At 72.0% G+C, this 12,275-nt stretch carries 12 protein-coding genes; 11 read left to right on the forward strand and 1 reads right to left on the reverse strand.

The annotated features are described in order from the left end of the window. Positions 1–18 precede the first annotated feature (18 nt). The 5 genes from SY2F82_RS30380 (at position 19) to SY2F82_RS30400 (ending at position 2,913) form a co-directional block, all read left to right on the forward strand. On the forward strand, positions 19–894 hold the full coding sequence (locus tag SY2F82_RS30380) for a type II secretion system F family protein (RefSeq protein WP_200422457.1): 876 nt from the start codon (positions 19–21) through the stop codon (positions 892–894). Then, the gene (locus SY2F82_RS30385; RefSeq protein WP_200422354.1) at positions 891–1,718 is read left to right on the forward strand and encodes a type II secretion system F family protein; all 828 of its coding nucleotides are present in this window, start codon (positions 891–893) and stop codon (positions 1,716–1,718) included. The genes SY2F82_RS30380 and SY2F82_RS30385 overlap by 4 nt, the downstream gene beginning before the upstream one ends. 145 nt (positions 1,719–1,863) lie before the next feature. Beyond that, positions 1,864–2,082 (forward strand): DUF4244 domain-containing protein, encoded by a 219-nt coding sequence (locus SY2F82_RS30390; protein WP_200422355.1) that lies wholly within the window; start codon positions 1,864–1,866, stop codon positions 2,080–2,082. Beyond that, on the forward strand, positions 2,069–2,461 hold the full coding sequence (locus SY2F82_RS30395; RefSeq protein WP_374707218.1) for a TadE family type IV pilus minor pilin: 393 nt from the start codon (positions 2,069–2,071) through the stop codon (positions 2,459–2,461). Before SY2F82_RS30390 ends, SY2F82_RS30395 begins: the two co-directional genes overlap by 14 nt. Before the next feature lie 32 nt (positions 2,462–2,493). Beyond that, the gene (locus tag SY2F82_RS30400; RefSeq protein ID WP_308437799.1) at positions 2,494–2,913 is read left to right on the forward strand and encodes an Rv3654c family TadE-like protein; all 420 of its coding nucleotides are present in this window, start codon (positions 2,494–2,496) and stop codon (positions 2,911–2,913) included. On the opposite strand, the gene SY2F82_RS30405 is transcribed toward SY2F82_RS30400, so the two are convergent. Continuing rightward, the gene (locus tag SY2F82_RS30405) at positions 2,825–5,332 is read right to left on the reverse strand and encodes a DEAD/DEAH box helicase (protein ID WP_200422357.1); all 2,508 of its coding nucleotides are present in this window, start codon (positions 5,330–5,332) and stop codon (positions 2,825–2,827) included. The genes SY2F82_RS30400 and SY2F82_RS30405 overlap by 89 nt on opposite strands. Positions 5,333–5,412: 80 nt before the next feature. On the opposite strand from SY2F82_RS30405, the gene bldG reads away from it, so the two are divergent. From bldG to SY2F82_RS30435, 6 genes are all read left to right on the forward strand, one after another. Next, a complete protein-coding gene (gene bldG, locus SY2F82_RS30410) occupies positions 5,413–5,754 on the forward strand; it encodes an anti-sigma factor antagonist BldG (RefSeq protein ID WP_103840429.1) in 342 nt (113 codons plus the stop codon). 106 nt (positions 5,755–5,860) lie between these two features. Further along, a complete protein-coding gene (locus tag SY2F82_RS30415; protein ID WP_200422358.1) occupies positions 5,861–6,304 on the forward strand; it encodes an ATP-binding protein in 444 nt (147 codons plus the stop codon). Between the two features lie 322 nt (positions 6,305–6,626). After that, positions 6,627–9,029 (forward strand): sodium-translocating pyrophosphatase, encoded by a 2,403-nt coding sequence (locus SY2F82_RS30420; RefSeq protein ID WP_200422359.1) that lies wholly within the window; start codon positions 6,627–6,629, stop codon positions 9,027–9,029. Positions 9,030–9,249: 220 nt separating this feature from the next. Further along, positions 9,250–9,864, forward strand: a complete 615-nt coding sequence (locus SY2F82_RS30425) for a small secreted protein (RefSeq protein ID WP_200422360.1) — start codon at positions 9,250–9,252, stop codon at positions 9,862–9,864. 26 nt (positions 9,865–9,890) lie between these two features. Further along, positions 9,891–11,408: a class I SAM-dependent methyltransferase gene (locus SY2F82_RS30430; protein WP_236041881.1), complete on the forward strand. Its 1,518-nt coding sequence runs from the start codon at positions 9,891–9,893 to the stop codon at positions 11,406–11,408. Positions 11,409–11,852: 444 nt separating this feature from the next. Continuing rightward, positions 11,853–12,050 carry a hypothetical protein gene (locus SY2F82_RS30435; protein ID WP_200422361.1) on the forward strand — a complete coding sequence of 66 codons (198 nt, stop codon included), beginning with the start codon at positions 11,853–11,855 and terminating at the stop codon, positions 12,048–12,050. The last annotated feature ends 225 nt before the right edge of the window (positions 12,051–12,275 follow it).

Consider the following 12,275-nt stretch of genomic DNA (forward strand, 5'->3'; position numbering starts at 1 on the left):
GGGACGGGCCTCGGGCAGATGGCGGCCGGAAGTGCGCCGGGGATCGGTCATCTGGCGCTCGGCGTGGGCCTGGTGTGTGCCGGTGCGGCGGCCTGGATGGTGAGCGGCCCCGACACGACGGCCCGCCGCGCCCGGTTGCTGTTCGCGGGCGGTGGCGCCGCGGCGCGGGGCGGTCCGCCGCCCTGGGAGCGGTTCCTGCTCCGGGCGCGGCGGTTGCCCGTGGAGTGGTGGTCGGTGGCGGTGGGCGTGGTGATCGCGCTGCTCGGGACATCTCTTCTGCCCCTGGTGGCCGGAGCCGTGGGTGTGCCGGTGCTGCGCCGGGTGCGGCGGACGCGGGAGGCGGGGCAGGCACGGGAAGCGCGGGGCGAGGGGGTGATCGCGCTGTGCGGAGCGCTCGCCGGGGAGGTGCGCGCCGGGCGTCAGCCGGGCGAGGCACTGCTGCGGGCGGTTCGTGACTCCGGCGGGCTCGGCGAGGCCCAGGCGGCGGTGCTGGCGGCTGCGCGGTTCGGTGGGGACGTCCCAGGCGCGCTCGCGGACGCGGCACGGCAGCCGGGGGCCGACGGGCTGTCAGGGCTCGCCGCGTGCTGGCGGGTGGCCGTGGACCGGGGCGCGGGACTGGCGGCCGGGCTGGACCGGCTGGAAGCGGCACTGCGTGCGGAGCGCGACCAACGAGCCGATCTGCAGGCGCAGTTGGCGGGCGCCCGGTCGACGGCGGTCCTGCTCGCCGGGCTGCCGGTCCTCGGACTGCTGCTGGGCACCGCGCTCGGCGCACGCCCGCTGCACGTGCTGCTGCACACCGGGGCGGGGCTGGCGTGCCTGGTGGCCGGTGGCGTGCTGGAGGGGGCGGGGCTGTGGTGGGCGCTGCGGATCGTGCGCGGGGCGGAGGCGGCGTGAGCGCGGGCGTTGTCCACAGGCTGGGGATGTTGTGCGCGGTGCTGGCGCTGTGGTGGCCGGCGCGGACACTCGTCGTCGCGCGGCGGGAGCGGAGAGTGCGGCGGCGAGTGGATGCGGTCCTGGCGGGTGCGGGTCCGGGTGCGCGTGCGGCGCAGGAGCGGTCGCGCGAGCGGGGGCCGGGTGGAGTGCTGGGTCGGGCCGAGGTGCGGGATGCCGTGCGGCGGTGGCTGCCGGTCGCCGGGGCGCTGTGTGCCGGCTGGGTGGTGATCGGGGGGTTCGTGGGGCTGGGGGCCGGACTGGTCACCGGGTTCGGCTTGGCGCGGTGGCGGGCCCGGCAGGAGCGCGACCGCAGCACCGAGGAGTACGACCCTGCCGTGGCCGCCCGTCAGCTCCCGTTGGCCGCCGACCTGCTGGCGGCGTGCATCGCGGCGGGGGCGAGCCCGGTGTCGGCGGCCCAGGCGGTGGGCGAGGCGTTGGCGGGGCCGGTCGGGGAGCGGCTGGCGCGGGGCGCGGCCGAAGTGCGGCTCGGGGGCGAACCGGCCGATGCGTGGCAGCGGCTCGCCACGCTCCCCGGCGCGGGAGCACTGGCGCGGCTCCTTGAACGGGCCGGCGATTCCGGTGCCCCGGCGGCCGCACCGGTCGGGCGCCTCGCGGCTCAGGCGCGGGCCGAGTGGGCCCGAGGGGCGACGGCGCGGGCGCGCCGCGCGGGCGTCCTGGTCACCGCCCCGGTGGGGCTGTGCTTCCTGCCCGCGTTCATCGCGGTCGGGGTGCTGCCGGTGGTGATCGGGCTGGCGGGAGGGCTGCTGGGAGGAGGTGGGAGATGAGGGTGCATGACATCCGGTGACGGCTGACCGACCGGACGGACGGACCGGACGGACGGACCGGAGAAAGGCCGCGGCCGGACAGAGAACGACCGGCAAACGGCCACGTGAACGACCAGACGACAACGAGAACCTCACGGGGGTTGATATGAGCAAGGCGGTACGAGTACGAGCCCGGGTGCGCGCGCTGGTGCGCCGGCTGCGGGCGGTGGTGCGCAAGGACGCGGGCATGGTCACGTCCGAGTACGCGGTGGGGATCATCGCCGCGGTGGCCTTCGCGGCGGTCCTCTACAAGGTGCTGACGAGCGGGCAGGTCAGCGCGGAACTGCAGGCGATCGTGAAACGCGCGCTCAGTGTCCGGATGTGACGGCGTGAGGGCCCGCCCGGGAGCGGGCCGGGGCCGGGACCAGGGCTTCGTGACGGCCGAGACCGCGGTCGTGCTGCCCGCTCTGGTGCTCTTCGCGATGGCCCTCGTCTGGGCCTTGTCGGCCGCGTCCGCGCAGATCCGGTGCGTGGACGCGGCCCGCGCGGGGGCCCGGGCGGCGGCTCGGCAGGAGCCGCCGGGCGTGGTGCGGGAGACGACCCGGCAGGCGGCTCCGGACGGCGCGAGGATCACGGTGAGCCGACAGGGCGATCTGGTACGCGTCCTGGTCGTGGCGCATCCCCCGGGCCCCGATGTGTTCCCTCTCGAACTGCGTCACGAAGCGGTGGCGTTGGCGGAGGAGACGGTGGGGGTGAAGCAGTGAGGGGGCGTGAACCGGTCGCCGTACGGAGGCTCTTGGAGGCCCTCCATGCCCGTGCGGCGGCTGCTGGTTCGGATCGCGGCACCACCACCGTCTGGGTCGTGTGCCTGCTCGGCGCGATGTGTGCCGTGTTCGGCGTCCTGCTGGCCCAGGGCGAGGTCGTGCTGGCCCGGCACCGTGCGGCCGGTGCGGCCGACCTCGCCGCACTCGCGGCCGCGGACCACTGGATGGACGGAGGCGGCAAGGCGTGCGCCACGGCGGCCCGGGTGGCCCGGGCCCAGGGAAGCAGGCTCGTGCGGTGCGCCCTCGTGGGGGCGGTCTCCGACGTCACGGCGGCGTCGGCCGCGGGGCCGTTCACCACCGAGGTCAGGGCGAGGGCTGGGCCGGCGGAGCCGAGGGCGCCGCAGCCGGACCGCTCGCCGCCTCCTCGGGCGCCCCGCGCAGCAGCACCGTGAGGAGGCGTACGGCACCCCTCTTGTGCAGCGGATCGTTGCCGTTGCCGCACTTGGGGGACTGGATGCAGGAGGGGCAGCCCGCCTCGCACTCGCAGGACGCGATGGCCTGACGGGTGGCGGACAGCCAGGCGCGGGCCGTGTGGAAGGCGCGCTCGGCGAAGCCCGCGCCGCCCGGGTGGCCGTCGTACACGAAGACCGTGGGCAGGAGCGTGTCCGGGTGCAGCGGCACCGAAACGCCTCCGATGTCCCAGCGGTCGCAGGTGGCGAAGAGCGGAAGCATGCCGATCGAGGCGTGTTCGGCCGCGTGCAGCGCGCCGCCGAGGATCTCCGGGCCGATCCGGGCCTGGTCCAGCTGGTCCTCGGTGACCGTCCACCACACGGCGCGGGTGCGCAGCGTGCGAGGAGGGAGGTCGAGTTTCGTCTCGCCCAGCACCTCACCGGTGATGACACGCCGACGCAGAAAGGAGACGACCTGGTTGGTGACCTCGACGGAGCCGTAGCACAGCCGCCCCTCGCCCCAGGGGATCTCCACGTCCGTCTCCAGGACGGAGATGGAGGTCGTGTCGCGGGCGACCGTCGTGTACGGCGGGTTGGCCTCCTCGACCAGGGCGACGGAGTCCTCCAGGTCGAGCGACCGCACCAGGTACGTACGGCCCTGGTGCAGATGGACCGCGCCCTCGTGGACCGTCGTGTGGGCGGCGCCCGAGTCGACCGTGCCGAGCAGCCGACCGGTGCCGGCCTCGACGACCTGGACCGGGCGCCCGCCCGCCCCGCGGATGTCCGTGAGGTCGGCGGCCCGCTCCCGGCGCGTCCAGTGCCAGGTCTTCGTGCGGCGGCGCAGCAGCTTCGCGGCCTCCAGCTGCGGCAGCACGTCCACGCACGCGGGACCGAACAGTTCCAGGTCTTCCTCCGTCAGCGGCAGCTCGGCCGCCGCCGCGCACAGGTGCGGCGCGAGGACGTAGGGGTTGTCCGGGTCGAGGACCGTGGACTCCACCGGCTGGTCGAAGAGGGCCTCGGGATGGTGGACGAGGAACGTGTCCAGAGGGTCGTCACGGGCGACCAGCACCGCGAGGGCCCCCTGCCCGGCACGGCCCGCGCGCCCCGCCTGCTGCCACAGCGACGCGCGTGTCCCCGGGTACCCGGCGATCAGCACGGCGTCGAGCCCGGACACGTCCACGCCGAGCTCCAGGGCGGTCGTCGCGGCGAGGCCGAGGAGTTCCCCGGAGTGGAGGGCCCGCTCCAGGGCGCGGCGCTCCTCGGGAAGGTAACCGCCGCGGTAGGCGGCCACGCGGCGGGCCAGGGAGCGGTCGACCTCCGCCAGGCGCTCCTGGGCGATCACGGAGATCAGCTCGGCGCCGCGGCGGGAGCGGACGAAGGCGACCGAGCGCACGCCCTGCACGGTCAGGTCGGTCAGCAGGTCGGCGGTCTCGGCGGTGGCCGTGCGCCGGACGGGCGCGCCCCGCTCTCCGTGCAGCTCGGTGAGCGGCGGCTCCCACAGGGCGAAGACCAGCTCGCCACGCGGGGAGGCGTCGTCCGCGACCTCGACGACCGGCAGGCCGGTGAGGCGGCGGGCGGCCACCGAGGGCTCGGCGGCGGTCGCGGAGGCCAGCAGGAAGACGGGTGAGGCGCCGTAGCGGGCGCACAGGCGGCGCAGCCGGCGCAGCACCTGGGCGACGTGGGAGCCGAAGACGCCGCGGTAGGTGTGGCACTCGTCGATGACGACGTACTTCAGGGCGCGCAGGAAGGAGGACCAGCGCGGATGGGAGGGCAATATGCCGCGATGCAACATGTCGGGGTTGGTGAGGACGTAGTTGGCGTACTGGCGTACCCATTCCCGTTCCTCGGGCGGCGTGTCGCCGTCGTAGACCGCTGCGCGGATCGCCGTGCCGAGAGGATGTGAAAGTTCCTTCACCGATCGACACTGATCCGCCGCGAGGGCCTTGGTGGGGGCGAGGTACAGGGCGGTCGCGCCCCGGCCGTTCGGAGCCTCGGCGCCGTCCAGCAGCCGCGACAGCACCGGGACCAGGTAGGCGAGCGACTTACCCGACGCGGTGCCCGTGGCGACGACCACCGAGTCGCCGTCCAGGGCGTGCTCGGCGGCGAGCGCCTGGTGGGCCCAGGGGTGCTCGATGCCCGCGCGGCGCACGGCGGCGACGACCTCGGCACGGATCCGGTCCGGCCAGACGGCATGGCGACCCTCTCGCGGGGGCAAGTGCTCCGTATGAGTGATGCGCGCAGCTCGGCTCGGACCCGAGGCGAGCCGGTCCAGCACCGTGCCCGGCGAGAGGCGGGACACGGGGCTCGTCGTGGGTCGATCGGATCGGTGATTCTTGGCCATCGGCACCGAGTGTGTCACTGGCGTGACGGACAATGGGTCCAAGGCGTCGTACACGCCTGCCGGTAAGTGATTGAATGCCATCGCGGCTGGCGAACCGTCCCGGGGGCTGAAGCCGAGGTGCCCGAGGGGCGACCGCTCGATAGCAAGGTGCTGGAGGATCCGTGGACCTGTCCCTGTCGACCCGTACCGTCGGCGATCGTACGGTCGTCGAGGTCGGTGGCGAAATCGACGTATATACCGCGCCCAAGCTGCGCGAGCAGCTGGTCGAGCTGGTGAACGACGGGAATTTCCACCTCGTCGTCGACATGGAGGGCGTGGACTTCCTCGACTCCACCGGGCTCGGCGTGCTGGTAGGCGGCTTGAAGCGTGTTCGAGCCCATGAGGGCTCCCTGCGCCTGGTGTGCAACCAGGAGCGCATTCTCAAGATCTTCCGCATCACCGGCCTCACCAAGGTGTTCCCGATTCACACCTCGGTCGAGGAAGCGGTGTCGGCCACCGACTGACCCCGCTTCCGGGCCGTGGTGCCCGGACGGCAGAAGCAAGAGCGGGGGGTGCGGGCCAGTACGGCCCGGCCCCCCGACCGCACGCCCGAAGTTCTGAGGGGGATGCATGGCCACCGTTGAACTCCGCTTCAGCGCGCTGCCCGAACACGTCAGGACCGCCCGGCTCGTGGCGGCGGCGGTGGCGCGCCGGGCCGGGGTGGAGGAGGCCGCACTCGACGAGGTCAGGCTCGCCGTCGGGGAGGCCTGCTCCCGGGCCGTCGGACTGCACCAGAGCAACGGCATCTCGGCGCCGGTGCGAGTGCTGCTGACCGAGGAGGAGAAACAGTTCTCCATCGAGGTCGGCGACGAGGCGCCGCACATCGTGCCCGGGGACGACCCGGCGGGTGCCGACGCGGTCGAGGTGGAGGCGGAGGCCGAGGAGGACGAGATGGGCCTCGCGGTCATCAGTGGCCTCGTCGACGACGTGGAGGTCACCACCGGGGAGAACGGCGGAATGATCAGAATGAGCTGGCCGACCACGCCGCCCGGCGCCGTCGCGTTCCCCGCCTGACGGCACGTTTCTCCTTCAAGCTCGAAGACTTCTCCGGAAGGGTCCTGCCTGTGCAGGGCCCTTCTTTTTGTAAAGTCGTATCGTAATTAGTGAACCGCTTCACGTGAATGAATTCACGATCAATAGCGCGATAATTTGATCAAGAGTCCATCTCGTCAATGGTTTTGGTGCGTTACCACTTTCGGGTTCTGTGGCTGGTGTGCGATCTTTTCCTGAAGAGCAGGTGACGTCTCGATCGGTTTACCGCGCACTGTTTTGATCAGGTTCCGGTACCTACAATCCGTCCACATCTTGAGCTCAGCCCAAGCGTCAAGGAGGACGAATGGCGGGGCTTTCTACCCCTCAACAGTTTGACCACCCCTCAGCTCTCGCGGCCGCGGTCCTGACCCACGACAACCGCATGATCGTGGTGGTCATCGCGGCCGTCGCGCTGGCGGCCCTCGTGGTGGCCGGGATCCTGGTGCGCGAGGTGCTCGCGGCCGGCGAGGGCACCGACAGCATGAAGAAGATCGCGGCCGCGGTCCAGGAAGGCGCGAACGCCTATCTGGCCCGGCAGTTGCGCACGCTCGGCGTATTCGCCGTGGTCGTGTTCTTCCTGCTCTTGCTGCTGCCCGCGGACGACTGGAATCAGCGCGTCGGACGGTCGGTGTTCTTCCTGATCGGTGCGGCGTTCTCGGCGGCCACCGGCTATATCGGTATGTGGCTCGCCGTGCGCAGCAATGTGCGCGTCGCCGCGGCGGCGCGCGAGGCGACCCCGGCGGAGGGTGAGCCCGAAAAGGACCTCACCGCCGTCTCGCACCGGGCGATGAAGATCGCTTTCCGCACAGGCGGTGTCGTCGGCATGTTCACGGTGGGGCTCGGTCTGCTGGGCGCCTCCTGTGTGGTGCTCGTCTACGCGGCGAACGCCCCGAAAGTCCTCGAGGGCTTCGGTCTGGGCGCCGCGCTGATCGCCATGTTCATGCGTGTCGGCGGCGGCATCTTCACCAAGGCCGCCGACGTCGGCGCCGACCTGGTCGGCAAGGTCGAGCAGGGCATTCCGGAGGACGATCCGCGCAATGCCGCGACCATCGCCGACAACGTGGGCGACAACGTCGGCGACTGCGCGGGGATGGCTGCCGACCTCTTCGAGTCGTACGCCGTCACGCTCGTCGCCGCGCTGATCCTGGGCAAGGCCGCGTTCGGCGACTCGGGACTGGCGTTCCCGCTGATCGTGCCCGCGATCGGGGTCGTGACCGCGATGATCGGCATCTTCGCGGTGGCCCCGCGCCGGGCCGACCGCAGCGGCATGTCCGCGATCAACCGGGGCTTCTTCATCTCCGCGGTGATCTCGCTGGGGCTCGTCGCGGCGGCCGTCTTCGCCTACCTGCCGTCGTCGTACGCCGCCCTCAAGGGCGTCGCCGATGCGGCGGTCCGTGCCAAGAGCGGCGATCCGCGGATCCTCGCGCTCGTCGCTGTCGCCATCGGCATCCTGCTCGCCGCCCTGATCCAGCAGCTGACCGGCTACTTCACCGAGACCAGCCGCCGTCCCGTGCGAGACATCGGCAAGACCTCGCTGACGGGTCCCGCCACCGTGGTCCTCGCCGGTATCTCCGTCGGTCTGGAATCGGCCGTCTACACGGCGCTGCTGATCGGTCTCGGCGTCTACGGGGCGTTCCTGCTCGGCGGTACGTCGATCATGCTCGCGCTGTTCGCGGTGGCGCTGGCCGGCACGGGCCTGCTCACCACGGTCGGCGTGATCGTCGCCATGGACACCTTCGGCCCGGTCTCCGACAACGCACAGGGCATCGCCGAGATGTCCGGCGACGTCCAGGGCTCGGGCGCGCAGGTGCTCACCGATCTGGACGCCGTGGGCAACACCACCAAGGCGATCACCAAGGGCATCGCGATCGCCACCGCCGTTCTCGCGGCGTCGGCGCTCTTCGGCTCGTACCGGGACGCGATCACCACGGCCGCCCAGGACGTGGGCGAGAAGGTCGGTGACGGCGGGCCGATGAGCCTCGTCATGGACATCTCGCAGCCCAACAACCTGGTCGGCCTCATCGTCGGCGCGGCGGTCGTCTTCCTCTTCTCGGGGCTGGCGATCAACGCGGTGTCGCGGGCGGCCGGTGCGGTGGTCTTCGAGGTGCGGCGGCAGTTCCGCGACCGGCCCGGGATCATGAACTACACGGAGAAACCGGAGTACGGCAAGGTCGTCGACATCTGCACCAAGGACGCCCTCAGGGAGCTGGCCACGCCCGGTCTGCTCGCCGTCATGGCGCCCATCGCCCTCGGGTTCACGCTGGGCGTCGGAGCGCTCGGCGCCTACCTCGCGGGCGCGATCGGCACCGGCACGCTGATGGCGGTCTTCCTCGCCAACTCCGGAGGCGCCTGGGACAACGCCAAGAAGCTCGTCGAGGACGGCCACCACGGCGGCAAGGGAAGCGAGGCGCACGCCGCGACGGTGATCGGCGACACGGTCGGCGACCCGTTCAAGGACACCGCAGGCCCGGCGATCAACCCGCTGCTGAAGGTGATGAACCTGGTGTCGCTGCTGATCGCGCCCGCGGTCATCAAGTTCTCCTACGGAAGCGACAGGAACATCGGCGTGCGGATCGCCATCGCGGTGCTCGCGCTCGTCGTGATCGTGCTCGCGGTGTACGTGTCCAAGCGGCGCGGGATCGCCGTGGGTGACGAAGACAACGCCGAGAAGGTGTCCAAGCCCGCTGATCCGGCGGTGGTGTCGTAGCCCGGCTGGACGGCACCCCGCTCTTACGCCTGGTCAGATACGGGCACACGGGCGGGCGTACGGCGCTCCTCGAGAGGCCGTGCGCCCGCCCTTGTCCGTGTGCGGGGCCCTCTCGTGAGCCTTCTCTCGCTTGGCGCAAAAGGTGGTAATGGCACCCATAGGTGATATTCGGCCTCCGGGTGTCGCCCGATTGGCGTGTATCTTCCGGGCCGAGAGAGCCATGGAAGGGACCAATCCGGTGAACAAGAAGCTCGCGACCACAGTGTCCGGCGGTGCGGTGCTGGTACTGGCGCTGTCGGCCTGCACAGGCGGTGGCAAGAGCCAGACCGACGAAAAGCTGGCCTCCTGGGCAAAGCAGGTCTGCGACGCGGTGCCGGCGCAGAACGCGAAGATCAAGGCCGCCAACGACGCGATCACGAAGGCGGCCTCGGACACCACGAACCCGCCTCAGACCATCCAGAAGACCGACTCCCAGGCCTTCCAGGACATGTCCGACGGCTACAAGGCGCTCGCGACCGCCCTGAACAACGCCGGAGCGCCCCCCGGTGTCGACGGCGGTGCGCAGCGGCAGCAGGACGCCGTCAAGACCCTGAACAACCTCTCCGCGTCCTACGCCGACCTGAAGAAGAAGGTGGACGCGCTCAATACGAAGGACCAGGGCAAGTTCGCGTCCGGGCTGCACGACATCGCGGCCCAGATGACCGAGCTGGAGAAGCAGAACCAGAGCGGGACCACCGCGCTGAAGAACCTCGAACAGGGCGACGTCAAGAAGGCGATCGCGGAGCAGGCGAGCTGCAAGAAGGCGACCGCTACGGCCTCGGCGACTGCGGGCTGAGTCCGCCCGCACGCCACAATGGGGGCGTGAGTACCCCCAGTCGCACCCTGCCCTCCCTGGACCGCACCGATGTCGCCGCACGGCTGCGGGACGCCCTGCTCGACGCCTCCTTCACCGCCGACGGGCTGCTCGACCTGCTCGGAGCGCCCGCGTACGCGGCGCTCGCGCGGAGCGAGACCGTCCCCGCACTCCGGGCGACGCGCGGGGACACACCGCTGGAGACACTCGTACGGCTGTTCCTGCTGCAACAGCCCGTGCTCCACGCGCGCGTGGCCGACGTCCTGCCCCTCGACGCCTGCCTGGAGGCCGGCTGGCTGGTGCGCACCGGTGGGGGCGAAGTCGCCGCGACCGTGGACGTGCGGCCGTACGGCGGACCGGACGGCGAGGACTGGTTCATCGTCTCCGACCTCGGGTGTGCCGTCGGAGGCGCGGGGGGCATCGGCAGCCGCGACGAAGGCGTCGTCCTAGGGGTCGGCGGCGCCTCCACCACCCTCGCCGGCATCACCGTACGGACCCCCGTCGGCTCGGCACTCGACCTCGGCACCGGCTCCGGGATCCAGGCGCTGCACGCCGCCCAGCACGCCACGCGCGTGACCGCGACCGACGTCAACCCGCGCGCCCTGCACATCGCCGCACTCACCCTCGCGCTGTCCGGCGCCCCGGCCGCCGATCTGCGCCAGGGTTCGCTCTTCGAGCCGGTCCGGGACGACGAGACGTTCGACCTGATCGTCTCGAACCCGCCCTTCGTGATCTCCCCCGGCGCCCGGCTCACCTACCGTGACGGCGGGATGGGCGGGGACGATCTGTGCCGCACGCTCGTTCAGGGGGCGGGGGAGCGGCTGAACGAGGGCGGGTTCGCGCAGTTCCTCGCCAACTGGCAGCACGTGGAAGGGGAGGACTGGCAGGACAGGCTCAGGTCGTGGGTGCCGCGCGGCTGCGACGCGTGGGTCGTGCAGCGCGAGGTGCAGGACATCACGCAGTACGCCGAGCTGTGGCTGAGGGACGCCGGGGACCACCGTGGCGATGCGGCCGAGTACCAGGCGCGGTACGACGCGTGGCTGGACGAGTTCGAGGCGCGCAAGGTGCGCGCGGTCGGATTCGGCTGGATCGCCCTGCGCAGGACCGACGCGGCCGAGCCCTCGATCACGGTCGAGGAGTGGCCGCATCCGGTCGAACAGCCGCTCGGGGACACGGTGCGTGCGCACTTCGACCGCGTCGACTACCTGCGGGCGCACGACGACGCGGCCCTGCTCGCCGGGCACTTCAAGCTCGCCGCCGAAGTCGTTCAGGAGCAGGTCGGGCTGCCCGGCGCCGAGGACCCGGAGCACGTGGTGCTGCGCCAGAACCGGGGGATGCGCCGGGCCACCAAGGTGGACACGGTCGGCGCGGGCTTCGCGGGCGTCTGCGACGGCACGCTGAGCGCGGGACGGATCCTGGACGCCATCGCCCAGCTGGTCGGCGAGGACCCCGTGCTGCTGCGCGACCGCACGCCCGCACAGATCCGGTTGCTGGTCGAGCAGGGGTTCCTGGAGCCCGCGCGCTGACGGGCGGCGAGGCCGAGTGGGGCCGCTGGGCCGCTGTACTGGCGCGCAGGACCATCCGGTGTACTGGCGCGGAGGACCGCCCGGGGTGCTGGGGCCCTTGGGGCCGCTGGGGCAGCTGGGGCACTGGAACTGGGGGCACTGAGGCATTCAGGGCCGCTGCGGCGGTTGGGGCGCCGGGACGGCGGGTAGCTCCCGCAGCAGCGAGTTCGCGCCGAGTTCGTTCCGGCCACCGGCCACCGGCCACCGTTCACCGGCCGCCGACCCTGGCCCCGGGGCCAGAGGCCCGCACGCCCGTCGCGCCGGGGCGCACCGGGCGTGCGGGGTGGTTTGTCCGCCGCGCGTTCACCCCGGGTTCGCGTGCAGGCTTTCCCGGCGTGCCAGCCTCCGTCGCCGGGGCAGGTCGGGTGGAGGGAAGCCGGGGCGGCCGGGCGGGAGGGAAACGACATGGAGAGCGGGCCGGCGATCATCACGGGGACGGTGTTCGTCCTGTTCGGCGGCGGTCTGCTGACCTGGACCGCGACCCGGCTGTACCGTGGTGAGCCGGTGGCGGACGGTGTGAGCCGTATCGCATCCGCCACGCTCGCGAGCCTCGCCGCCGTGGCCGCGGTCGCGGCCGGCACGTGGTGCTTCCTGCGCCTCTGACATCACCGTTCCCGGTCCCCGGGCGACCGGAGGCGGAGTAACTGGGGGATCACGCTCCGGACAGGCCGGAAAAGGCCGCTGGACAGTCCGGGCGGCAGGAATGCCGGTAGTCGGGTTACCGTTCGAGTGGCCGTTGTGGGCTTTTCCCGTTTGACACGGGGGCGGGATGTACCGTCACACTCCGCAGCGTCACCAGCGAGCCAGAAAGCGACCTCACCCCGGGAC

Source organism: Streptomyces sp. Y2F8-2, from assembly GCF_014905555.1.
Lineage (GTDB): Bacteria > Actinomycetota > Actinomycetes > Streptomycetales > Streptomycetaceae > Streptomyces > Streptomyces cynarae.